Origin of the sequence: Trichococcus pasteurii (assembly GCF_900112935.1) — a bacterium.
Taxonomy (GTDB): Bacteria; Bacillota; Bacilli; order Lactobacillales; family Aerococcaceae; genus Trichococcus; species Trichococcus pasteurii.
The window spans coordinates 52945-78920 of record NZ_FONM01000007.1; the positions used below are offsets into that span (position 1 = coordinate 52945).

18 protein-coding genes are annotated in these 25976 nt (G+C 48.5%); 17 read left to right on the forward strand and 1 reads right to left on the reverse strand.

The window, feature by feature from the left end; all coding sequences use genetic code 11:
• Positions 1–27 precede the first annotated feature (27 nt).
• The 15 genes from BM184_RS07715 to BM184_RS07785 all read left to right on the forward strand — a co-directional run bounded on the left by BM184_RS07715 (position 28) and on the right by BM184_RS07785 (position 16903).
• Positions 28–1848 (forward strand): polysaccharide biosynthesis protein, encoded by a 1821-nt coding sequence (locus BM184_RS07715; protein ID WP_177208589.1) that lies wholly within the window; start codon positions 28–30, stop codon positions 1846–1848.
• A gap of 146 nt (positions 1849–1994) precedes the next feature.
• The gene (locus BM184_RS07720; protein ID WP_086942952.1) at positions 1995–3194 is read left to right on the forward strand and encodes a DegT/DnrJ/EryC1/StrS family aminotransferase; all 1200 of its coding nucleotides are present in this window, start codon (positions 1995–1997) and stop codon (positions 3192–3194) included.
• A gap of 130 nt (positions 3195–3324) precedes the next feature.
• Complete coding sequence (locus BM184_RS07725) at positions 3325–4350, forward strand: YveK family protein (RefSeq protein WP_086942953.1); 1026 nt, start codon at positions 3325–3327, stop codon at positions 4348–4350.
• Complete coding sequence (locus BM184_RS07730; RefSeq protein WP_409373510.1) at positions 4347–5078, forward strand: CpsD/CapB family tyrosine-protein kinase; 732 nt, start codon at positions 4347–4349, stop codon at positions 5076–5078. Before BM184_RS07725 ends, BM184_RS07730 begins: the two co-directional genes overlap by 4 nt.
• Before the next feature lie 372 nt (positions 5079–5450).
• Complete coding sequence (map, locus tag BM184_RS07735; RefSeq protein WP_086629612.1) at positions 5451–6200, forward strand: type I methionyl aminopeptidase; 750 nt, start codon at positions 5451–5453, stop codon at positions 6198–6200.
• A 200-nt stretch (positions 6201–6400) separates the two neighbouring features.
• Entirely contained in the window at positions 6401–7141 is a 741-nt protein-coding gene (locus tag BM184_RS07740; protein WP_086942955.1) for a YveK family protein, read from the forward strand.
• A 13-nt stretch (positions 7142–7154) separates the two neighbouring features.
• Entirely contained in the window at positions 7155–7892 is a 738-nt protein-coding gene (locus tag BM184_RS07745) for a CpsD/CapB family tyrosine-protein kinase (RefSeq protein ID WP_086629616.1), read from the forward strand.
• Positions 7889–8689, forward strand: coding sequence for a tyrosine-protein phosphatase (locus BM184_RS07750; RefSeq protein WP_220674371.1), 801 nt, complete (start codon positions 7889–7891; stop codon positions 8687–8689). The genes BM184_RS07745 and BM184_RS07750 overlap by 4 nt, the downstream gene beginning before the upstream one ends.
• Positions 8690–9140: 451 nt before the next feature.
• Positions 9141–10376 carry an LCP family glycopolymer transferase gene (locus BM184_RS07755; protein WP_168173244.1) on the forward strand — a complete coding sequence of 412 codons (1236 nt, stop codon included), beginning with the start codon at positions 9141–9143 and terminating at the stop codon, positions 10374–10376.
• 71 nt (positions 10377–10447) lie between these two features.
• On the forward strand, positions 10448–11389 hold the full coding sequence (locus tag BM184_RS07760) for an LCP family glycopolymer transferase (RefSeq protein ID WP_245830698.1): 942 nt from the start codon (positions 10448–10450) through the stop codon (positions 11387–11389).
• Between the two features lie 170 nt (positions 11390–11559).
• Positions 11560–12045, forward strand: coding sequence for an IS200/IS605 family transposase (tnpA, locus tag BM184_RS07765; protein WP_086988838.1), 486 nt, complete (start codon positions 11560–11562; stop codon positions 12043–12045).
• 369 nt (positions 12046–12414) lie between these two features.
• A complete protein-coding gene (locus tag BM184_RS07770; protein WP_177208590.1) occupies positions 12415–13464 on the forward strand; it encodes a glycosyltransferase family 2 protein in 1050 nt (349 codons plus the stop codon).
• Positions 13465–13498: 34 nt separating this feature from the next.
• On the forward strand, positions 13499–14473 hold the full coding sequence (locus BM184_RS07775) for a glycosyltransferase family 2 protein (protein WP_086942959.1): 975 nt from the start codon (positions 13499–13501) through the stop codon (positions 14471–14473).
• A gap of 77 nt (positions 14474–14550) precedes the next feature.
• The gene (locus BM184_RS07780; protein WP_177208591.1) at positions 14551–16074 is read left to right on the forward strand and encodes a lipopolysaccharide biosynthesis protein; all 1524 of its coding nucleotides are present in this window, start codon (positions 14551–14553) and stop codon (positions 16072–16074) included.
• Positions 16043–16903, forward strand: coding sequence for a glycosyltransferase family 32 protein (locus BM184_RS07785; RefSeq protein WP_256213074.1), 861 nt, complete (start codon positions 16043–16045; stop codon positions 16901–16903). The genes BM184_RS07780 and BM184_RS07785 overlap by 32 nt, the downstream gene beginning before the upstream one ends.
• A gap of 108 nt (positions 16904–17011) precedes the next feature.
• Here BM184_RS07785 and BM184_RS07790 read toward each other — a convergent pair whose 3' ends face one another.
• On the reverse strand, positions 17012–23266 hold the full coding sequence (locus BM184_RS07790) for a polysaccharide deacetylase family protein (protein ID WP_086942962.1): 6255 nt from the start codon (positions 23264–23266) through the stop codon (positions 17012–17014).
• 451 nt (positions 23267–23717) lie between these two features.
• Between BM184_RS07790 and BM184_RS07795 the strand changes: the two genes are divergently transcribed.
• Positions 23718–24815 carry an LCP family glycopolymer transferase gene (locus BM184_RS07795; protein ID WP_086942963.1) on the forward strand — a complete coding sequence of 366 codons (1098 nt, stop codon included), beginning with the start codon at positions 23718–23720 and terminating at the stop codon, positions 24813–24815.
• A gap of 59 nt (positions 24816–24874) precedes the next feature.
• Positions 24875–25885 (forward strand): UDP-glucose 4-epimerase GalE, encoded by a 1011-nt coding sequence (gene galE, locus BM184_RS07800; protein WP_086942964.1) that lies wholly within the window; start codon positions 24875–24877, stop codon positions 25883–25885.
• The last annotated feature ends 91 nt before the right edge of the window (positions 25886–25976 follow it).

The window sequence follows — 25976 nt, forward strand, 5'->3', positions numbered from 1 at the left end:
TAAATAGAATGTAAGGTGGTGTTGGAAATGAAGGCTTTATCCTTGCGGGGGAAAATGATTGTTTTGATGTTAGCCGATATCCTCTGTATCACATTGGCAGCATTGCTCGCGTACTGGCTTCTGGAAAATTACATTGCTCTGCCTGATGTCTACTATTACGTGATGGTTGGCATCACCTGTGTCATCTATGTCTTTTTGGGCACATTCCGCCATATGTTTTCGAATATGCCCCATTACACGGACATTCATGATGTAGTCATTAATGTTCAGATTTTATCGGTCGGCTTTTTGCTGTCAGCAGTCGTTTCAACCGGGATTTTTAATCTGGTGAGTCGCCGCTACATCCTGTTGACTTATCTTTTTAGCCTATTTTTTATACCAGGGCTTCGGGTAGCTTGGCGCATTTTCCGCGAACGCAATGAGGATCTTTCCCGACAGGACACTTCCGATGGCAGAGGGAAAGTGCGGACGCTGTTGGTCGGCGCCGGAGAAGGCGGACGCCTCTTCATCTCCAGCCTGATGCATCGGCCGAATGAGATTGAGATCGTCGGCATCGTAGACAGGGATGAAAAAAAGCGCAATTATCGGTTGATGGGCATCCCGGTACTGGGGAAGGAAGAAGATATCCCTCTTCTGGTGGCGGAATATAACATCGATCAGGTGACGATCGCCATCCCTTCACTGAAGCCAATGGAAATGGAGCGCATTTTGGATTACTGCAACCAAGTGGGCGTGACTGTGAACCAGATGCCGAAGATAGAGGACGTCATGACCGGAAAATTGTCCGTCAATCGCCTGCGTGACATTGATGTGGTCGATCTGTTGAGCAGGGAAGAGGTCGAACTGAACAAAGAGTTGATCTCCGAAAATCTGAAGGGAAAAGATATCCTCATCAGTGGTGCAGGCGGGTCGATCGGCTCCGAAATCTGCCGGCAAGTTGCGAAGTTTGAACCAAGGAGCATCATTTTATTGGGCCATGGGGAAAATTCGATCTACTTGATCCACAGGGAACTGAGTCTTCTTTATGGGAAAACGATAGATATTGTCCCAGTGATCGCCGATGTTCAGGACCGCAAGTTGATTTTTGAAGTGATGGCCCGCTATCAACCGGAATATGTTTTCCATGCTGCAGCCCATAAGCACATTCCGATGATGGAGTGGAATCCGCGGGAAGCGGTCAAAAACAACATCTACGGCACTAAAAATATGGCGGAAGCAGCTAAAGCTGCCGGAGTGAAGAGCTTCGTCATGATTTCAAGTGATAAGGCAGTACGCCCCACCAATGTGATGGGTTCGACGAAGCGCATCGCAGAAATGATTGTGACGGCGCTGAACGAACCCGGCAAAACAAAATTTGCAGCGGTCCGTTTCGGAAATGTCTTGGGCAGCCGAGGAAGTGTTATCCCCGTATTCAAAGAACAGATCGAAAAAGGCGGCCCCGTGACGGTGACCGATTTCCGTATGATCCGCTATTTCATGACCATTCCGGAGGCAAGCCGTTTGGTCATCCAAGCCGGCGTGTTGGCAAATGGGGGAGAGATTTTTATCCTTGATATGGGGGAACCCGTAAAAATAGTCGATCTGGCCAAGAAAATGATCAAACTGTCCGGATACACGGAAGGGGATATCCCGATCGTCGAAACAGGGATACGCCCAGGCGAAAAACTCTACGAAGAGCTGTTGGCCGATGAGAGCTTGCTGGACAGCCAAGCCCATGAAAAGATATTCGTCGGAAAGGCATCCGCCTACAAATTGGAAGACACCCTCGCTTTTGCGGAAGAACTCGTGCAGCTTCCTGTCGGAGAAATCCGTCAGAACCTGATTGATTATGCTTGTGAGCATCAATGATTATCCATCACTTATCACCCCCCTTAATTAAACCTCAGATCTAACCTCAAAAGATCACTCAATAAAACTCTCAAAACATAACAGCGTTATTGTTGAACGGATAAGCTGTTCCTCGTTTTGCTCCCCACAGGAAGGAGACGGTTTAAATGACCCAAAAGAAAGAAAAGAGAATATTGTTAGCTTCCCCGCATATGTCGGGATACGAAATGAGCTACATCCAAGAGGCATTCGATTCGAACTGGATTGCTCCGCTGGGGCCTAATGTCACTGGATTCGAACAGGAAGTATGTGCCTATACGGGCGCAAACTATGCAGAGGCGCTTTCTTCCGGCACAGCTGCCATCCATATGGCGCTGATGTATCTGGGTGTGGGCAATGGAGACATCGTCTTTTGCCCTTCCTTGACTTTTTCCGCATCCGCCAATCCCATCATCTATCTGGGTGCCACACCGGTGTTCATCGATTCGGAAAGGGAATCATGGAATATGTCGCCGGCAGCTTTGGCGAAGGCCTTCGAGAAGTATCCCCATCCGAAAGCGATTGTTGTCGTGAATCTTTACGGACAATCAGCTGATTTTGATCAGCTGAAGGCGATTGCGGACGAACACCAAGTGCCGATAGTGGAGGATGCCGCAGAAAGTCTGGGAGCCACCTATAAGGGTGTGAAAACGGGCACGATCGGGGAAATCGGAATCTACTCCTTCAACGGAAACAAAATCATCACAACGTCAGGTGGCGGTATGTTGGTGGCGCGCGAGAAAAAAATAATCGAGAAGGTAGAGTTTTGGGCAACGCAAGCAAAGGAAAATGCTCCCTATTACCAGCATAAGGAAATCGGCTATAACTACCGGATGAGCAATGTTGTCGCTGGAATCGGCCGGGGACAGTTGCGGGTATTGGATGATCGGATCGCCAAGAAAAAATATATCTTCGATTATTATGCGAATGCCTTCCAGGATATCGAGGAGCTGGAAATGATGCCGATTGCGGCATACGGTGAACCGAATTATTGGCTCAGCTGCATGACGATCAGACCGGAATATGATATACGTCCAAAAGCCTTGTTGGATTATCTGGCAACGAAAAACATAGAGGGGCGGCAAATCTGGAAACCGATGCATCTGCAGCCCGTTTTCAAAGGCTTCGATTTTTTCAGCAACAATCCGGAAGGGACAAGTGTGTCGGAAGACATCTTCGCGAGAGGGTTGTGCCTCCCGTCGGATACGAAGATGACGGATGAGGATCTGGAGAGGGTCGCGACGCGGGTCAGTTGGTTTTTTGGCGCTGAGGCCGCGCGGAAATCGAGTTGGGTTCTTACTTTTGTCCAAAAGGGGATTCCTTTCTAGTATATAGGGAAATATGGTATAATTAAGACAATCATAAGGGGCGATGCGACAAGTCGAAACCCTTTTCATCAGAAGCCTGTTTACTTTTGTAACGCTGATTGTCATATGCCGAATACTAGGAGGGAATGCGATGAAGGAAGAAGTCTCTTTAAGAGACCTGATGGCAATAATAAAGCAAAAAATGATGATCATCATAAGCTTTGGCGCCTTGGGCCTTATACTATCAGCAGTCTACACGTTTCTGGTTGTGACCCCGATGTACGATTCCACCACCCAATTACTGGTTAACCGTACAAATGATGGGACCAATAATATTCAGCTCAATGACATCAATTCGAATGTGCAAATGATCAACACCTATAAAGACATCATAAAGGGACCGGTCATATTGGATGGAGTCAAAGAAGATTTGGACCTTGACTATACAGTCACGGAACTGGCTGAAATGGTGGTAATCGACGTAAATCAGGATTCACAAGTTTTCTCGCTGACTGTTACGGGACCGAATCCAGACGAAGCAGCCGAAATCGCCAACGGAATCGCAGCGACTTTTCAAAGTGCCATTTTTGACATCATGAATGTCGAAAATGTAAGTATCATTTCCGCAGCGTCCGTCAATTCAAAACCGGTTTCTCCTGTCGTAGTGAATAACTTGATGATAGGTCTGGGGGTTGGCTTGCTGTTCGGATTCGGAGTAGCTCTGATCCGCTATGCGATGGCGAAGACGATTGATGATTATCAGTTCATTACACAAACCATCGGCTGGCCCAATTTGGGTTCCATTTCAGAATTGAATAAGGAAGAGCAGAGTGCCATCGTTGCTTCGCAGAAACAAAAAATTGCGGCCGCGAAAGCTGTCAAAGTGGCGGAAACGGCACAAGCGGCTAACCCAAAACGGATTCCTGATGGAGAAGTGCTTTCCGTTGCAGAGGTGCAGCTGGAACGCCCTCGGACGACTGTCGAAAGTGCCGTCGGGCAGGAAATGGAAAAACAACCCAAGAAGCACCCGAAACAGTATTCGGCATCACATTCGGGCATGAACCGCGAACGGCTTGGGACCGTTGCGGATATGTCGAGGGAAAAAATCGGCGTCATCCTGCAGAACAGTGATGATACCCAAGCCGTGCATTCCGGCAACAAAAGGGGGAAAAGATGATGGCGCAGGCAGTGAAAAAGAAAGCAAAAGGAGCCAAACAATCCAACCGCATATACGGATTGATCACCTTAGCCATGCCGAGCTCCCCTGTGTCGGAGCAATTCAGGACGTTGCGGACCAATATCCAGTTCTCGATGATTGATAAAAAATTGAAGTCGCTGATTGTCCTATCAGCCACGCCAGCTGCCGGGAAATCGACAGTGGCCGCGAACTTGGCGGTGACCTTCGCCCTACAGGGGAACCAGGTCTTGTTGGTGGACTGCGATCTGCGCCGTCCATCTGTCCACCGTGAATTCGGACTGAAGAACACAGAAGGACTGACGAATCTGTTGGCCAATCAAAACGGGAATAAGATCGACGCTTATCTGCAAGCGTGCGAAGTCGAAGGTTTATCGATCCTGACTGGAGGACCGGTGCCACCGAATCCGGCTGAATTGCTTTCCAGCAATCGGATGAAGCAACTTGAAAAGGATGTAGCTGAGCGGTTCGACCTCGTGATATACGACACTCCGCCCTTGCTTGGATTCACCGATGCACAGATACTAGCCGGACGGGTGGACGGGACTGTCTTCGTCGTGCATTACGGTGAGAACACGAAGGAGGACGTCCTGAAGGCGGCTGATTCGTTGAAGATGGTCAACGCCAACGTGTTGGGTGTCGTTTATAACCGGGCTCCCGGCGGGCAAAAAGAACATAGCTATTATTATGGCTATCATGATGAAGAATGATTTGTATATATAGGTGCGTTTGGATGTTTTGAAGCAGGGCGGTCTCGGATGAGGTCGTCTTTTTTTGTGGGATAATCGTTACTTTCGGTTCGGCCGCCTCAGCTCCGGGGAGAGCGTCGCTCGTCGGAGTTCCCTCCCCGGAAAAGGCTCTCCTCCGGGGAGGGAACTTTCGCCGGAGGAGAGCCTCGTGACGGTGCCTTACCTCCGGCGAAACCGGCGCTGACCGGAGGAGCCGGTCCCTACGCATACTTCAGCTCCGGGGAAGCCATCAAACAGGCAGGAATTTCATCACTGGATGAAAATTATTTAGCCATCCCACTCATTTAATGTATAATAAGAAAGAATACTTTATAGGAAGAGGATAGAATACATATGATAACTTTAAAATCTGAACGCGAAATTCAAGCTATGGAAGAGTCAGGCGCTATCCTGGCGGGGATCCATGAAGAATTGCGCGGTTTCATCAAGCCGGGTTTGACGACTATGGAGATCAATAACTTTGTGCAGGCACGCATCGAGGCGGCTGGCGCCATCTGCGAACAAATCGGTTTCGAAGGGTACGAATATGCGACCTGCACGAGCGTCAACGACGAAATCTGCCACGGCTTCCCGGGCAAATATGTGCTGAAGGACGGCGATCTGATCAAGGTCGATACGGTCGTGAACTACAACGGCGCCATGTCCGATTCTTGCTGGAGCTATGCGGTCGGCGAGGCTACGCCGGTAGTCAAACATCTGATGGAAGTGACCGAGAAAGCATTGTATCTGGGCATCGAGCAGGCGAAAGCCGGCAACCGTGTCGGCGACATCGGCCATGCGATCCAGACTTATGTCGAAAGCGAAGGGTTCTCTGTCGTACGCGAATTCATCGGTCACGGCATCGGACCGACCATGCATGAGAGTCCATCCATTCCGCATTACGGCGAAGCCGGAAAAGGCCTGCGCCTGAAGGAAGGCATGACGATCACGATCGAGCCGATGGTCAACACAGGAGCTTGGAAGTCCAAAATGGACGATAACGGCTGGACAGCCCGCACCAAAGACGGCGGCTTGAGCTGCCAATTCGAGCACACAATCGCGATCACCAAGGAAGGCGCGAGAGTGTTGACACAGCAGAAATAAGGCAAGGGCTTTAGATGTGGAGGCCCTGAATAATAATTCAGGGCTTTTTTCACGCTTAATTTCAAAAAAATAATTATAGTTATTTCAAACATAATATAGTAAACTATTTTAAAGTGAGGAAATGTGGCTTCATCAGCCAAATTTACTTAATTACGGTGCTATCAGTAGCTATTCAAGAGATTTTTCGCAGGAGGGAAATTATGGAAGAAGAAATATCGTTAGGCGAAATTTTTGCAATATTAAAACAACGGATCGGGTCCATCATCACTTGGAGTTTAACTGGACTACTATTGGCTGCGCTGTATACATTCTTTTTTGTGACACCGTCATACCAATCCACATCCAAAATCGTCGTGAATCAGACCCAGAATGCTGAACAGGCGATTACGAACACGGACATCCAGACGAATCTGAGTTTGATCAATACCTACCAAGGAATCATCAAAGAACCGATCATATTGGAGGATGTCATCACCAATACGGGTTCCAAACTTACGATTGGAGAGTTGCGCAATAAATTGACAGTCCAGACGGAAGACAGTTCTTTGGTGTTCGGCATCACAGTTGCCGATGAGAATCCATTTACTGCCGCAGAACTGGCAAATGCAACGGCATCCTCTTTTGAACAAAAAATTGGTGAGATCCTGGATGTAAACAGCGTGACGATTTTATCCCAGGCTGTCGCAAATCCGGATCCGGTTTCCCCGAATACACCAATGAACCTTGTTTTGGGACTTTTGGTCGGGATGATGATTGGTGTGGGACTTGCGTTTCTGGCCGAATTTATGGATAAGACAGTCAAGGACGAAAAATTCCTTGAGCAATTAGGCTGGTCTAACCTAGGATCCGTTTTACAAATGACGGAAGAGGAATTATCCTCAACAAGATTTGTTCAAGTTACATCCGAAGTAAAATCGCGTAAAGCGAAACGACGCGTATAGGAGACGATAGGATATGTTTGGAGATAGTAAAAAAAAGATAAAGAGATTGGATAGCCAACAACGAAAAGGCCTGAGTTTGATTTCAAGGTTGCGCCCTAAGTCGGTGATCGCTGAGCAATATCGTACCATCCGTACGAATATCCAATTCTCCATGATTGACCGCGATGTGAAATCCATCGTAATGACTTCTTCAGGTCCTTGGGAAGGGAAATCAACGACTTCTGCGAATCTGGCTTCAGTCTTTTCCGACCAAGGAAAGCGCGTGCTGCTGGTGGATGCTGATTTGCGTAAGCCGACGGTACAACGAACATTCGGCTTGAGTAACGTGGAAGGGTTGACTACCTTATTGAGCAGCCCTGAGCAGCCTCCATCTGAAGTCATTCAACAAATTGTTGGAACAGAGTTGCACACATTGACAAGTGGACCGATTCCACCCAATCCATCGGAACTGTTGAACTCTAACCGCATGAACACCTTGATGAAACAATTTGAGGAAATGTACGATATTATCATTTATGATATGCCTCCAGTGACATCAGTGACTGATGCGCAAATTATGGCTTCTAAAGCTGATGGAGTTGTCTTTGTGGTCCGTTACGGTGTGTCGCAAAAAGACTCTGTTTTGAACGCAAAGGAATTGTTGGAAATGGTAAACGCCAATATTTTGGGTGTTGTTTTCAATGGCGTCGAGAAAAGAAATGACCAATCTTATTACGGATATGGTTATACAAGCGAGGAGGCTACGAATTGATAGACCTTCATTGTCATCTCCTGCCTGGTGTCGATGACGGAGCCCGAACGCTGGAAGATTCCCTTGCAATGGCACAAAAAGCTGTTGCAGAAGGGATCACTCATATCCTAGTGACACCGCATCATAACAATGGGAAATATTTGAATCCCAAAGCTGCTGTGGTGGCGGCTACGGAAGCTCTTCAAACCGAATTGGACAACCGAGGAATTAATCTCACACTATACCCGAGTCAAGAAGTCCGTATCAATGGTGATCTACTGAAAGACATTGAGAATGAGGACATTTTATTCGTCGATGAAGAAAGTCGCTATTTATTGATTGAATTTCCGACATTGTCGATTCCAGAGTATACTGAAGTACTATTCTTTCAACTAAGACAAAAAGGCATCACGCCAGTCATCGTTCATCCTGAGCGGAACCAGGCGATCATTGATGATCCAAATATATTGTTACCTTTCATTGAGAGGGGTGCGCTGGCACAAGTGACAGCCGCCAGCTATATGGGGGTATTCGGCAAGGATGTTGCACGCGTAAGTTGCCGCTTGATCGAAGCCAATTTAGTGCATATCATTGCGTCAGATGCGCATAATACCCGAGGAAGAGGCTTTTATTATCAAAAAGCTTTTGCCCAACTGGAAAAACAGTTTGGACCGGAAAAGGTTCGGTATTTCAAGGAAAATGCCAAACATCTGCTGAATGGTGATGCGATGCATACGGAAGCCCCGGTAGAGGTAAGTGCAAAAGGGAAATGCAGCCGTTTAAATAAAGTGAAGTTCAGCTTGTTTAACTTCAGATAGCATGCTGTTTTCAGAACAACAGCATGCGCAAGCTGGACAATCCATTTTAAATCTGCGATAAAAGTTTGTTTGATATCTAAACTATTGTTTTTCGCCCTCCATCCAGAATCAGTCTGAAGAACAGCTTTCCGCGTTCTTCAGACTGATTTCTTTTGTTTCAGAGGGAATTAGGTCATCCTGTTTGGCTTGTTTATTTCGGTTGTGTTACTAATGACGAAAGCGTCTTGAATGTTCTGTAGTTTATTGATAATATTATTAAGATTCTATGACAAGTGCCCGCGGAAGGACAAGTGGGTTGCTTTTGTGTAGAAAGAGACATTATTTAGATGTATGTTCAATAAAATACTTAATGAAAGACTATTGCTGGCAAGTACGAATGGATCAGGGATTATCCTGCTGGACGATTGTAGTGAGCACTAATTTTCTTTCAAGAGAAAGAGGAACGACACAAATGAATGAAACCAGAAAAAGCAGACAGGGGAAAAAACGAATCTTGAAGACCGTCTTATCCATTCTGATGATTGCGATGATCGGCGTTATCGCCTACATGTTCAAAGCATATTCCGATATCGGCAGCACCGCTGAATCGATTTACAATGAGGTGAGTGTTGTAGAGATGCGAGAAGAGTCGATTGAAGTCGAAACAGCCACTCAGCCGATCTCCTTCGTATTATTGGGGGTTGACACCGGTACCGCTGAAGAGGAGCGGACGGAGACTGGACGGAGCGACACGATCATCGTCTGTACTGTGAATCCCAACACAAAGACAACTACTCTCTTGAGTATCCCGCGTGATACCTATTCGGAAATTATGGGATATGGCGATCTCTATGATTATTATGGCGACTATTATGACAAAATGAACCATGCCTATGCTTTCGGAGGCACGGAAATGTCGATCAATACGGTTCAAGAGTTCCTGAATATCCCAATCGATTATTACGTTGAAGTGAATTTTGATGGGTTGGTGGATATCGTCGATGCAGTCGGGGGAATCGAAATCACGAGCCCGTTGACTTTTGATTTCTACGGACCACAGTTTATTGAAGGTGAAACACGTATTCTCACAGGATTCGAAGCCCTTCAGTTTGCACGCATGCGCAAGCAAGACCCGGATGGTGATCTTGGGAGACAAAAGAGACAACAGATGGTCATCAAAGCCATACTGGACAAGGTTCTGACAATGGGGACAGTCGTGAATTACAAAAACATCCTGACAACTTTGGAAGATAATGTCCAATTGAACATGTCCTTGGATGAAATCATTTCGATCGCCAGTGGCTACCGCAAATCGATGGAGACTTTCCAGCAGTTTTATGTAGAAGGACAGGAAGTCTACATCGACGAGATTTATTATTATTATGTAGATCCTGAAGAACGCTTGCGCCTTTCGAATATCCTGCGGACGGAACTGGAATTGCCTGAAGTTTCACTGGAAGATATCTCAACTTCTGCCAACGAACTTGATTTTGAAACGCAGCAATATGAAACGGACTCATCCAGCACAGATACAACGTATGATTCTTCAACTTATGGTCAAAGCGATGTTTATACGCCGAACTATTCCGACCCGTATTCTGAAGAAACAGTTACGGAGGAGACCTATACCGAAGAGTACTATTATGATGAAACGGATACTTATTACGAAGAAGATCCTTACGCATCAACTTATGATTCAAGTTATTGATCACTAAAATCAGCGAACACAGTTTCAATGGAGACTGTGTTTTCTTGTGAGGAAAGAGAAGGGGAATGCAAATGTCTGAAAAAAGAAAACGTAAGCGCAAAAAAAGATGGGGTTTAAGAATATTTTTCAGTGTGCTGGCTGTATTATTATTGACCGCGGGTGGATATGTTTATTCCGTCTATAGGAATCTGAACAAAACAACCGACACGATTTATGCCCCAGTAGAAACCCAAGCGGTTAGGGAAGCGGGGGTTGATTTGACGCAACAGACGCCGATTTCGATTTTGCTGATGGGGATCGATAATGGTGCCGAGGGGAGAACCGAGGCCGGAAGATCAGATTCCATGATTGTGGTTACAATCAATCCTAAAACGCAAACAACAACGATGGTAAGTATCCCAAGAGACACTTTTTCGGAAATAGTCGGCAATGACTCTTACGACAAAATCAACCATGCCTACTGGTTCGGTGGAGCCGAAATGGCAATCAATACGGTCCAGAAATTATTGGGTATACCGATCGATTATTACGCATCCATCAATATGGAAGGTTTAAAACAGATGGTTGATGCAGTAGGCGGAATAACGGTCGATAGTCCACTTGGATTTACATCAAGAGGCTATACTTTCGTGGAAGGTTCAAATCAAATGGATGGCGATGCTGCACTGGCATTTTCCCGCATGCGGGAAGAAGACCCGACGCAAGACACTGGCCGACAAGACCGCCAGCGCTTGATCATCGAAGCAATCATCCAGAACCTCATTCAGACAGACATGCTGTTGAGTTATCAAGATATTTTGCATTCCTTGTCCGCTAATGTAGAAACCAACCTGCAGATGAGCGATTTTCTGGCGTTGCAACAAAATGGATATGTTTCTGCTGCAGCGAACATTAAACAAGACCATTTAGGCGGCGTGGGCGGTTTGCGGAATGACGTCTATTACAGTTTCGTGGATGGTGCTGAACTGAACCGCGTCCAAGAGGTATTGAAAACGGAACTGGAATTGCAATAAGAGCTGAAAGACGAGATGAGCTGTCTCGTCTTTTTTGTTGTGGAAATGAAAACCATGGGCTAGGCCCATGGTTCCGGAGAGCTTCCAGCGGTGTATTAAAAAATCCTCGCTAAGTGCTAGAATATATTTGGTTCGCCAACCAATATTCATGACTTAGGAGGATTCTTTATATGTCTCAAGACAAAAATAGTTTAGCACATACCACTTGGAATTGTAAGTATCACATAGTTTTTGCGCCCAAATACCGGAGGCAAGCAATTTACGGAAAGATAAAACAAGATATAGGAGTCATACTTCGGCAGTTATGCGAAAGAAAAGGTGTAGAAATAATCGAAGCGACCGCCTGTGTGGATCACATCCATATGTTGGTAAGCATACCGCCCAAGATAAGCGTTTCATCGTTTGTAGGCTATCTAAAAGGGAAAAGTAGCCTTATGATATTTGATAGGCACTCCAATCTAAAATATCGATATGGAAATCGCAAATTCTGGTGCACAGGATATTATGTCGATACGGTGGGGAGAAACAAGAAGGTCATTCAAGAATATATACGCAACCAAATTCAAGATGATATAGTGGCAGAACAATTAAGCCTATTAGAGTACACGGATCCATTTACAGGCGAAGAAGTTCGTAAGAGTAAAAAGAAAAAATAAGAGCCAGACCTTTAGGTCTAGCCCGTGACAGTAGTACAATTGGCGAACCATTCAGAGCCCCTTTAGGGGTTGGTTAGTAACAAAGGCTTTCAGCCGTAGAGCAAACCACCCGTTCACACGGGTGGTTTTGATTGCAATCAAACTGAATTAATCCTGCGACGCCGTTCGATGAGCGCATTGATTTCCGAAAGCAATCCTCAAAAGATACGCAACTTGCTTTTACAATTTCGTTAAGATTGTTATTTTTCCTTTTTCATTCTTAGTAATTACCTTATACTAGAAGGTAATGGGCTTGTTGCGCGCACCACAGGTGAAAGTGCGGCGCTAGCCAATACATCCTGCACAGCAGGATCGGGAGGAGGACCTAGGTTGAAACCAAGGGTCAGCATCATCGTGCCGGTCTATAATGCGGCACCTTATTTAAATCAATGCGTCAGCAGTCTGACAAATCAGACGCTGAAGGAAATCGAAATCATACTGATAAACGACGGTTCTACCGATGACAGCCTAGCTGTCTGCGTGGCGCTCGCCGCCACAGACGATCGGATCCGCCTGATCGATAAGCCGAATGGCGGCGTTTCGGAAGCACGAAACGACGGTCTGCGCGCAGCGGTCGGAGATTATGTGGGCTTCGTCGATCCCGATGACTGGGTGGATACAGAAATGTATGAACGCATGCTTTCGGCGCTGACGACGGCACAAGCGGACATCTGTATGTGCAACTATGTCAAGGAGTCGAAAGAAGGCACTGTGCCCGTCCTAATGAAACAGACAGGCGCCATCGAAAAGGCAGCTATACTCGATGATATCGTCGCAAACGTCATCGCCAAGCCAAGCTTCCGAAGCGGTGAAACGGACATCATGGGCAGCGTCTGCCGGCTTTTGGTCAGCCGCGCGCTGCTCGAAAAGGAGAATATCTGGTTCGACAAGGAGGTCGCCTTCATGGAAGACTTGCTTGTCTGCGTCGAAACTTTCTTGAAATGCGAGCGCATCGCCATCGATGCTGGTGCCTATTACCATTACCGTGTCCACGATAGTTCTACAGTGATGGCCTATAAACCGCATTTCCATCAACGGCAGAAACAGGCTTTCGCGAAACTGCAGGAGCTGCTGGTGCGCGAAGGCAAAGCTGCCGAATTGGCAACGCGTCTTGCCAACCGCTACATCATCATTGCTTTGCTGTCGTTGGCGAACGAGGCGCACAAAGACAATCCGGTGTCGTTCCGCGAGAAAATCCGCAACATCGATAAGATTCTGGCAGATGACGAATTAGCCGCCACACTTGGAAAAATCGATTTGGATGCAGTGGAGTCCCGCAAAAAGCTGGAACTGAACCTGATGAAGCGAAAAGCGAGCGTGACACTTTATTTCTATTACAGTGTATTCAACAAAATAAAGGCCGCCTTGGGCAAAGGCTGATTAGCCACCAAGGGCAATAAGAAAGGGTATTGAGATGAGTGAATTGATCAGCATCATCGTGCCGGTCTACAAAGTCGAGGCTTATTTGCCCCGCTGCGTGGATTCGATTTTGGCACAAACATACAAAAATCTGGACATCATCCTGGTGGACGATGGATCTCCGGACAACAGCGGCAAAATCTGCGATGCCTATGCCGAAAAGGACAGCCGCATCACGGTCATCCATCAAGCGAACGGCGGGCTGTCGGACGCCCGCAACGCCGGCATCGCTGTAGCGAAGGGGGCTTACCTGACCTTCCTGGACAGTGATGATTGGGTTCCGAAAGAGTACATTGCCTATCTGTACGATCTGTTGAAGGAAACCGGCAGCGCCATTTCGCTCTGCAATTTCCTTAAGACAACAACAGAGGCGTTGCCAACGGCGACCGAACCGGAAATGGTCACGGTCATGAAGAACGACGCTATTCTGGCGAAATACATCGACTTGGGCGATGACTTCCATCCACAACTGGTCATGGCCTGCGGGAAACTGTTCGAGGCAAGCCTATTCAAGACAATCCGTTTCCCAGTGGGCAGACTGCATGAAGACGAGTTCACGACCTACAAGCTGTTCCATTTTGCGCCGCAGACAGTGATTTCGAAAAAGCCGCTCTACTATTATTGGCAACGCGAGGACAGCATCATGGGAGAAGCTGGCTTCCGGCTGCAGAACAAACTCGATTATATGGACGCGTTGGTTGAACGGGCAGCCTTTTTCCACGAGGTGGGCAGGCCGGAACTGAGTGACCACACCTACAAGTCGCTGTTTTCCGAAGCTTTATCCGTCAATCTGCAATTGGATGCACGCAAGGAGACCGAGGCGAAAAAAACGGTCAGGGGCATCCTCAAACAGGCACGCAATGCTTTGAAACGCACTGGCCGTTCGAAATTGGCCTTTTTGTACAATACCTACCTGTCCTATGAAAGGCCGATCGCTTTGGCTTACCGCACTTATAAAAAAATGAAGTAATCAGGAGAATGCTTTCGGCGGCTCCCGATTATTCCGGTGCCGCTGCAGCTTTTTTCCTGAATGAAAAGAGGGTTACAGTGGATAAAAACAAACAATTCGCCATCAATATGATTGCCCAGGTCGTCGGCTTCGTCGTGATGATGGGGATCAGCTTCCTGTTGACCCCGTTCGTTGTGGAGCATGTCGGCAGTGAGGCGTATGGGTTCGTCGGTTTGGCGAACAACTTCGTCAGCTACGCGCAGGTCATCACCGTTGCGTTGAACTCGATGGCCAGCCGCTTCATCACAATCAAAATCACCGAAAATGATGTGGAAGGGTCGAACCGCTATTTCACTTCGGTTGTCGTCGCAAATATCTTTACGGCCTTGGTATTGAGCGTTCCGTCGGCCATCATCATCCTGAATCTGAACAAGATCGTGAACGTTTCCGATGCAATTCTGATCGACGTGCAATGGTTGTGGGCATTCATTTTCCTTAATTTCCTGGTCAGCATCATCTCGTCGACATACAGTGTGGCGACATTCGTCCGCAACAAACTGTACTTGACTTCGCTGCAGGGCATCATCTCCAATATCCTGCGGGTAGCGGTGCTGATCGCAGCATTCAGCTTTTTCGTTCCATCAGTCTGGTATGTCGGCCTGGCCGCATTTGTGGCCACCGTCTACGTATACATCTGGAATGTCTATTACACGCGCAAATTGACTCCCGAAATCAAGGTTCGGAAGCGATACTTTGATATGAAAGTCATCAGAGTGCTGCTGTCCTCCGGTATCTGGAACAGTTTCACGCGGTTGAGTTCGATCCTGTCGACCGGTCTCGATCTGTTGGTGACGAACCTGTACGTCAGTTCGGCCGCAATGGGTGTGCTCTCGGTCGCCAAGACGGTTCCGAGTGCAATCCTGACTTTGTTCGGGACTTTGGCAAGCGTCTACGCGCCTCAGCTGACGATCAGCTATGCAGAGAATAATTACAAGGAAATGAAGAACCAATTGATGTCTTCAATCAAATTCCTCGGCCTGTTCGCCTGCATCCCGGTAGCAGCGCTGTTCGCTTACGGGGAAATCTTTTACAAATTATGGGTGCCAACCCAGGATGCGCATCTCTTGTACATGCTGACGATTTTGTCCTGCATCGAGTTTATGTTCGTCTTGCCGTTGGAAGGGCTGTGGAACCTCTTTACAGCCACAAATAAGGTCAAACAGACTTCCATTTACATGTTCGCCAACTCGATCGTTACGATCAGCATTGTCTTGGTGGCATTGCAGTTCACAACCGATGACACATTGAAGCTGTATATCATTGCTGGGACGAGCACAGCCTTTGCAGTGATCCGCTCCCTGTTCTTCCTGCCGATTTACGGGGCGCATTGCCTCAACATCAAATGGACAGCCTTCTATCCATCCATCTTGAAGAACACCTTGTCGGTCATCGTGGCTTCGGTCTTCTCGCTGTTGGTCCGGAACTTCCTGATCATCGACGGCTGGATGATGCTGATATTTGCCGGTATCCTGACGAGCATCTTTGCAATCGGCTTCAACTTCATCGTCCTTTTGAATAAAGAGGAACGGTCTGCGGTCGTCAAAAAAGTGTTGCGCAAATAAAAGAGAACGGAAGGGGAAACTCATGACGAAGATACCAAAAATCATCCATTACTGCTGGTTCGGCGGCGCGCCGATTCCGGAAAAAGACAAAGCCTGCATCGAAAGCTGGAGGAAATTCTGTCCGGATTATGAAATCATCGAATGGAACGAAAGCAATTATGACATAGCCAAAAACCGCTACATGAAGGAAGCATACGACGTGAAGAAGTGGGGATTCGTGCCGGACTATGCCCGTTTGGATATCGTCTATACGCATGGCGGCATCTACTTGGACACGGATGTGGAAATCATCCGCAATATGGATCCGCTGCTGGAGGATGAAGCTTTCATGGGCTTCGAGGACGGCAAATTCGTGGCTTTGGGATTAGGGTTCGGTGCCGCAAAAGGCAATCAGCACATCAAAACTATGCGCGATGTCTATGAAGGTGTCTCCTTCATCAATCCGGACGGCAGCTTCAACACTTTGCCGAGTCCGCATTACACGACTGAATATCTGTTGGAGAAGGGCCTGAAACAGAATGATGCGTTCCAGCAGATAGAAGGCATCAGCATCTATCCGAAAGCCTATTTCTGCCCGCGTGATTATTATACTGGGGCGATGAACCTGACTGAAAATTCCTACACAATCCATCACTACAATGCTTCCTGGCTTTCAGACAAGGAAAAGCAGAATTACGAACGCAAACTGCGCCTGATCGAACGCTATGGCAAGACTGTCGGAACCGGCCTGCATTACGTCCTGTCGGTTCCGGATATCCTGAAAAGGAACGATATCGGCGGTTTGATCGGGAAAGCTCTGAAGAAAATCGGCGGCATTTTCCGGAAATAACCCACCGAGCAGCTGATACAAACAAAAACACCATCCTTACCGCGATTCATGTCGCTGCAAGGGTGGTGTTTTGCGTTTTCGGTCAGCTATTCAGGAATCAAGCTATCATCAAGCAATTTCTGTGTAGAGCCCGATTGTGTATTCGGCTTGCCCAGTTCCGCTTGCATAATAAGCAAATCCGTCGACAACATAGATGTAGCCGTCACCGTAAGGGGCATGCGCGATATGGTGCATCGCGAGATCGTTCCATTGTCCATTATCCTGTGCGCCGACCGCCTCGCCGAGGTATTCGACGGTTACGGTTGTCGTTGACAGGTCGGACAGTTTGTACCAACTCGTGTATTCGCCATAGACATTGGTTGCGACAGGTGTGACTTGCACCGGCATCACGACATAATCCTCAAACACGAATGGATTGCCGGCACCGCGGTAACCTTTTTCCGTCCAGTCCTCTTCAATGATGAGACCGGCTGGATGGAGTTCCCATTGGTCATTGCGCCAGTCACCTGAAGTGTTGTAGTACAAGGAGATGCTGTTGTACGGTTGTTCAGATGTCGTCAAATACCAAGTGCCACCTACTTCGAAGACGTTCGTATCGACGAAATTACCTTCCAACAAAGTGGAGTGATAATCCCAATCGAGAGGGAAAGAAGTTGCAAAGTAGGCTTCAACATTGCCGGCTTGATCGGGAACCATGTAGTAGTTTTCATTGTACTCGAAAACGTTAGGATAGGCTGCCCGGATGCCATCGGTTTCCGGACCGAGGACAATTTGAGTATAGGTCCAGTTGACGAGGTCGCTGCTGTAGGCATGCGCAACGCCATCGGTAAAGCTTTGGGTCGCGATGTTATAAGTCTGCAGAACTTCGAAGAACATATGGTAGACGTCGTCAACGAGGATAATGAACGGATCGGCAGTGCCCAATGGATTGTAGACATCGGTCACGTCATTCCGGGTGATGACCGGATTGGTGACATTCCCGAAGTCATCGAGCACAGGGATAACGAATTCCGGTTCAGGTTCCACATAGCTGTAGTCGCCTTCATAGGCAAGCAACTCGCTGATGGTCGTGAATTGATAACCAAGAGCGCGAGCGGCTGTGATCATTTCCAGCAATGCAGTAGGGGTCGTACTGGCCGAACTGTTGCCGTGCAGCAGATAGATGGCACCAGCTGAAAGGTTGTTCAGTACAGCCGCGCTTACTTGGCTGGCCGAAAGCGTTCCCGACCAGTCGCGGGTGTCGACTGTCCAACCGATTGTGTAGCTGTAGCCTAGACTGCCGGCTGTTGCCAATACGGTTGCGTTCGTTTCACCCATCGGAGCGCGGAAGTAAGGAGTTGTGCTCTCACCGGTAGCGCTCTTAACCAGTTGTTCCAATTGATTCAGATCGGCCGTCAATTCGGCTGCCGTCATCTGAGTGGCATCGTCTTGGGTAAAGGTGTGGTTACCGATTTCATGGCCTTGGGCGATGATGTCGTCAATCAAGGTCGGGTCGGTCAAGCCATTCAGGAAGAAGGTCGCTTTGACGTCCAGCAGCGCCAGATTCGCCAATATCTGGCGGAGGTTGGCAGCACTGGAAACATCACTGATGGTCAAGGAAATGACTTGTTGATTGGTGTTGACTTGATTGACCAATTGCGAAGGTATCGTGATGACCGGCGGATCAGGGTCTACCGGATCAACCGGATCGACTGGGTCCACAGGGTCTACCGGATCAACCGGATCGACTGGGTCCACAGGGTCTACCGGATCAACCGGATCAGGATAGATGCCTTGGAGAGCCAACAAGCCTGTGACCGTAGTGAATTCATAACCAAGCGCACGTGCTGCTGCGACCATTTGCAACAAAGCTGCCGGTGTAGTGGCCGCTGAGCTGTTCCCGTGCAACAGGAAGATGGAGCCAGGAGTCAAGTTGTTCACAACGGCGGAACTGACTTGTGCTGCGGACAGTGTTCCGGACCAGTCGCGTGTGTCCACTGTCCAGCCAATCGTGTAGTCATATCCAAGCGAACCGGCTGTTGTGAGGACGGAAGTGCTCGTTGCCCCCATCGGAGCGCGGAAATAAGGTTTTGAACTTGTTCCGGAAGCATTTTGGACCAGTTGCTCAAGATTATTGAGGTCGTTGGTCAATTGGGCTTCGGTCATTTGGGTGGCATCGTCATGACTGAAGGTGTGGTTGCCGATTTCATGGCCTTGGGCGATGATGTCATCAATCAAGGTCGGATCGGTCAAACCATTCAGGAAGAAGGTGGCTTTGACATTCAGAGTGGCCAAGTTCGCCAATATTTCGCGGAGATTGTCTGCGTCCGAAGCATCGCTGATGGTAAGGGAAACGACTTTTTCGCCTGTCGTTACCTGATTGATCAGCTGTGAAAGGACGGTTTCGACCGGATCAACCGGATCGGTAGGGTCGGTAGGGTCTTCCAAGTAAACGCCATCCAATTCGATCAGATCACTGATTGTCGCGAACGAGTAACCAGCTTCACGGGCCGAAGCGATGATCTCGTACAAGGAACCTGGTGTGTTGGCGGATTCTGGCACGGCATGCATCAAATAGATGGAACCTGGTGATAATTGGTCCAACACGTTGAAGGCAATTTCTTCAGAAGATAATGTTCCAAGGTAATCCAAGGTATCGACCGACCAACCTACAGTGTAGGTATAGCCAAGGCTGCCGAGCGTTTCCAGAACAGACTGATCGTAGTCCCCGTATGGCGGACGGAAGAGCGGTCTGGATGTTGCCCCTGTCGCATTTACGACTTTGTTTTCCAATGCGTTCAGCTCAGCCGTAAATTCCGCAATGGTCAAGTAGGTAGAGAATTCATGAGAGTAACTGTGGTTCCCCAGTTCATGGCCTTGGGAAACGACTTGATACAGCATGTCCGGATCGGCTGTGCCGTCCGCGAAGAAAGTCGCTTTGACGTCCAATTCAGCCAGAGCATCGAGGATGCCTTGCAGAACTTCACTGTCTCCTAAATCGTCAAAAGTCAAGGAAATCACTTTTTGGTTCGTATCGATCTGTTCGATGAATTGGGATACGCCGTCAGAAATGTCGCCTGATCCGTCATCACTGCCGTCATCATAGACGCCTTCCAGCGCCATCAATTCATCGATCGTGACGAATTCATAGCCTTGATTGCGGGCTTCTGCGATTAGGTACCAAAGGGATTGTGGCGTGCCGACAGCAGTCGGATTCGCATGCAGCAAGTAGATTGAGCCTGCATCCAGATAATCAGTTACGCTGGCTGCGATCTGCGTTTCGGATAAACCTTCCCAGTCGCGTGTGTCCTGCGTCCAACCGATCGTGTAGGCATAACCGAGGCTGCCGAGTGTTTCGAGCACGGCATCGTTATAGACACCTGCTGGAGCACGGAAATACGGTTTGGAGGACACGCCTGTAGTTTGCAGAATGTAATCTTCCATCAGTTCCAAGTCATAAGCCAATTCATCGGCTGAAAGGGATGTGGAATCGTCATTGTGGGAATAAGTATGGTTCGACAATTGGTGTCCGGTTGCTACCAGTTCGGCCATCAATCCGGGGTCGGTTGTGCCGTTCAGGAAGAAGGTAGCTTTGACGCCGAGATAGTTGAGGTTGTAGATGATATCGGCCAGGTTGGTATAGTCGTCACCGTCATCAAACGTAAGGGCGATGACATTGCGGCCGGTATCGACATGGCTGACGAAGCGGGATGGTCCCGTCCCGTAATCAGGTTCTTCGACAACTGGATCGGTGACTACAGGTTCTTCACCGACATAGATGCCTTGATAAGCCAACAGGCCGGTGATGGTCTCGAAGCGGTAACCAAGTGCCTGTACTGCGGCCACCATCTGCAGGATTGCTGCAGGTGTCGCAACTGCATCGGCGCTTCCGTGCAAAAGAAGGATGGCTCCTGGAGACAAACTGTTCACGACAGCGGTACTGATTTGCGCTGCTGTCTGTGTTCCGCTCCAGTCGCGGGTTTCGATTGTCCAACCGATGGCGTATTGATAACCGAGACTGCCGGCTGTAGTCAAAACGGCCGCGTTGGTTTCGCCCATCGGTGCCCGGAAATAAGGTGTCGTGCTGGTTCCGGCTGCATTTTGTACGAGTTGCTCAAGGTTATTGAGGTCCGCCGTCAATTGAGCTTGGGTCATTTGCGTAGCATCTTCGTGGCTGTAGGTATGATTGCCGATTTCGTGGCCTTGGGCGATGATGTCATCGATCAGGCTCGGATCGGTCATGCCGTTCAGGAAGAAGGTGGCTTTGATTCCCAATAGCGCAAGGTTGCTGAGAATCTGCCTTACATTTTCGGTCCCAGATGCATCACTGATGGTCAAGGAGATGACCGGCACATCGGTGTTGACTTGGTTCACGATCTCTGCGGGTGAAGTAGTGCTCGGAGGCGTTGGATCAGGATCAGGTATTGTTTCACCAGGTTCCTCCCCGGGTGTTGTCGGGTAAGAGCCCTCCAAAGCGAGCAAACCGCTGATCGTAGCGAAGTTGTAGCCGAGTTGGCGGATGGTTGTGATCATCTGCAATAAAGCCGCAGGTGTTGTACTGGCGGAAGCATTTCCGTGCATAAGGAAGATGGCGCCTGGTGCCAAGTTGTTCACGACAGCAGAGCTGACTTGAGCTGCTGTCAATGTGCCGCTCCAGTCACGGGTATCGACTGTCCAGCCAATGGTGTACATGTAGCCCATACTGGCTGCGGTGGCAAGGACTGCATCATTTGTCGCGCCCATCGGTGCCCGGAAGTAAGGACGGGTAGTAGCTCCGCCTGTGCTGTCCTGCACCAATGTTTCCATGGCATTCAGTTCCCAGACGACTTCATCCACGGTCATTGCGGTGGCATCATCGTGGGTGTAGGTGTGGTTGCCGATTTCATGACCTTGTTGAATGATTTCGTTGATCACTGTGGGATCGGTCAAACCGTTCAGGAAGAAAGTGGCTTTCACATCCATGGTTGCCAGGTTCGCCAGAATTTCGCGGACATTATCGGCGTCCGACGCATCGCTGATGGTCAAGGAGATGGTTTTTTCGCCGGTGGAAACTTGGTTAATGACTTCTGATAGGATATCATCCGAATAATCCTCTTCGATTTGGGCTTCTTCTTCGGCTGTGAAATAACCACCCAATGCCAACAAATCGCTGACAGTGGAAAAACTGTAGCCGGCTTGTTTCAGCGCCGCAATCGAATACCATAAGGATTCGGGTGTATTGGCTGCACCTACGCTGGCATGCATCAGGACAATGGAACCGGGTCTGACATTATTGACGACTGCGTTGCTGACCGCAGTAGCAGAAATGCCGGTCCAATCGAGCGTATCGACGTCCCAACCGATCGTGTATTGGTAACCGAGGCTACCGACCGTATCCAAAACGGAACTGTTGTAGGAACCGTAAGGGAGGCGGAAGAAAGGCAAGGATGAAGTGCCGGTTGTTTCTTGGATGTAATCTTCCATCAGGTTGATATCGTTCGCCAAAGCGGATGACGAAAGTGTTGCAGAGTCTCCATGTGAGTAGGTGTGGTTAGCCAATTGATGGCCATCCGCTACAATCTGCTGCAGCAAGGAAGCGTCGGCATCGCCGTTCATGAAGAAAGTGGCCTTCACGCCTAAGTAGTTCAAATTATCCAGAATCTCGTAAAGGTTACCATAGGAATGGCCATCATCGAACGTCAGAGCGATCACATTATCTGCGATATTTACTGAATTGATGATTTGCGAAGTTCCCGAAAAATCGCTGACTGCCGCTGCAGCCATCAGTTGCATCGGTTCTTCGTAAGTGATTTCGGCTTCTTCAATCGACTCTAGTGGTGCAGTTTCTTCGGTCACTTCAATCGGTTCTGTCGGAGTTTCCGTTGGCTGTTCCGTTTCAATCGGAGTTTCTGTGCCGGAAGCAGGTTGTTCTACAGTTACATCCACTGGATTTTCTTCAGGAATGGGTGTTACCGGTGCTGTCGTATCTGGAGTAGTTGTTTCAGTTATGGGTGGTGTTGGGTCGGTTGCTTCCGGTGTGGTCGCGTCCTCAGTAGGCGTGGTCGCCGGTGTGGTTGTTTCTGTGGTGGTTGGTTGCGGATCGGCCGTTTCCGGCAGAGGCTGTTCTGTAGGTGGTGCAGGTGTTTCCGTCATCTGCTCATCTACCGCAGTCATTTCTGCGGGCGGAGATTCCGTGGTTGTTGTTGAGGGTGTGCTTGCGACATTGGTTTCCGTCACTGTTTCCGGCAGTTGAATACCTGGCGACTGTTCATAGAGAATGGGTTCTGAGAGTGTCATTTCAGTAATCTCTGCGGTCCCTTCCATTGCTGCAGATACATCTGTCAGCGCGCCGTAAATCGTAAATATGACTAAGAAAGGAGGCAGTATAATGAAACTTTTTTTCATAATTCAGCCCTCCTCAATCGCTAAATCTGAAAACAAGCATATTCAATTAAGTGTTTCTTTTTGCTGCGGTGGGGGTTATGCTACGTAACCATCAGGACCATCTCCTTCTTATTTTAAGTAAAGTGGAATGAGCCGGAAACAGTGTAAGAGGTCAAGTGCTGATAGGTTTATTCACCTGATTAACTTAACCACTTTATGTTATTATAACGCAAATGGAAGCGTTTTAAAAGAATTTGGGAGGGGGCGGTCAATTACAAAAAGCATCCGTAGAGGGATTTGTGAGGCTATGCTAAAGTTGGTGCATGATATTTTGCGATAGGTTTGCGTTTTTGTTAAGTTTTTGAATATCCCTTTTTCATTCGCCGGAATTGTTCTATACTTGATGAAGCGATATTAAGTAGGGTGATGGGCTGTTTATGCAGCCGCATTGCGCAGAAAGAGGCTCAAATCGATGAATGACACAAGAAGCAATTATTTTAAGAAGAAAAAAAGGAACCGAATCATTATTCTATCATTGGTGGGTTTTGCTTTCGTCGCTTTCGCGCTGTTCTGGACTGTCTACGACGATGTGGAGAGCACGCTGAAAACTGTTTTTGAAGATGTCGAAACGGAGAACATGCGGAAAGAGGAAGTTTCGGTCGATGCGACTCATCCGATTTCGTTCGCGCTGTTGGGGATCGACATGTATGGGGATGGGATCGCGGAAGGTAGCGGTCGTTCGGACACCATCATCGTTGCGACGGTCAATCCTAAGACCAAAAAGACCACGATCGTCAGTGTGCCGCGCGACAGTTATGCCGAGATGGTGGGTTACGAAACGAATAGCTATCCGGAGTACAACGACAAGATCACGCACGCCTACGCATTCGGCAGTACCCAGATGGCCATCAACTCCATCCAGGAATTCCTGAATGTGCCGATCGACTATTACGTCGAAATCAATATGCAGGGGCTGCATGACATTGTCGAAGCAATCGGCGGCATCGAATTGACGAGTCCGTTGACTTTTGAGTTTGAGGGTTCTTCCTTCGTTGAAGGCGAAACAGTCATAGCGGATGGATGGGATGCTTTGGCTTTCGCGCGGATGCGCAAAGAGGATCCAGAAGGCGATTTAGGTCGTCAGAACAGGCAACGGATGGTCATCAAAGCAATTTTGGATAAGCTGATCAGCATCGACAGCGTCACGAACTACAAAAAAATCCTCAGTGCCGTGGAAGTGAACATCCAAACCAATCTTTCCTTTGAGGATCTGTTGGACATCAAGTCAGGCTATGTGGATGCCTTGGACACTTTCACGCAACTTTCGATCGCTGGGGAAGAATTGTACTATGATGAAATCTACTATTATTATGTAGATCCTGAAGAGCGCTTGCGCATCGCCAACACGCTGCGTGATGAATTGGAAATTGATCAGGTGCAGTTTAGCGACATGAACCTATCGGATGCGGACTCATCCTTTGGCTTTGGCCAGATGACCAGCGCCGGATCAGTTACAGGAACTTCCGATTTCGATAGCATCGAAGAAACGGATGAAGCAGCAAACAATTAATCGCGGCACCAATGAAAAAGAAAATAAACGAATAACAGTCAATCGGAAAGAGGGATATTATGTCAGTATTAGTAACAGGCGGAGCCGGCTACATCGGCAGCCATACCGTAGTGGAATTATTGAACGCAGGCCAAGAAGTGGTCATCGTCGACAACTATTCGAACAGCAAGCCGGAAGTGTTGAACCGAATCAAAACGATCACCGGCAAAGCACCGACTTTCTATGAAGTGGACGTTTTGGACCGCGAAGCATTGGACGCAGTATTCGCAAAAGAGAAAATCGACTCCGTCATCCATTTCGCGGGCTACAAGGCAGTCGGCGAATCCGTCGCCAAACCGATCGAATATTACCACAACAACATCACGAGTTCTTTGGTATTGTGCGATGTGATGCGCAGTCATGGCGTCAAGAAGATCGTCTTCAGTTCTTCGGCTACGGTCTACGGCATGAACAACGTGTCACCGTTGACGGAGGATCTGCCGACCAGCGCAACGAACCCATACGGCTACACGAAGGTCATGATCGAACAGATCCTCCAGGACGTAGCGGTTTCCGATTCCGAGTGGAGCATCGCCTTGCTGCGCTACTTCAACCCGATCGGCGCGCATGAGTCAGGCCTGATCGGCGAAGACCCGACCGGCATCCCGAACAACCTGATGCCTTACATCACGCAAGTGGCGGTCGGCAAATTGCCGCGTCTGAGCGTTTTCGGGGATGATTACGACACACATGACGGCACAGGCGTACGTGACTATATCCACGTCGTCGACTTGGCGCTGGGCCACATCAAAGCCTTGGAAAAAATCAAAGAGACAAACGGCGTCGGCATCTACAACCTCGGGACGGGGATAGGATACAGCGTGCTGGACTTGACTTACAACTTCCAAAAAGCCACAGGCGTCGAGATTCCGTACACAATCATCGACAGACGCCCAGGGGATGTCGCGACTTGCTATGCGGATGCGACGAAGGCGAAAGAAGAACTGGGATGGACAGCCCAGAAGACATTGGCGGACATGTGCCGTGATTCCTGGAATTGGCAAAAGAATAATCCGAACGGTTACGAATAAGAAAAGCTTATACAGCCTGGTTGATTCAATACCGGAATTAAATATATGCTCAGAGATGGCCCGCCAAAAGCATTTTGGCGGGCTATTTCCG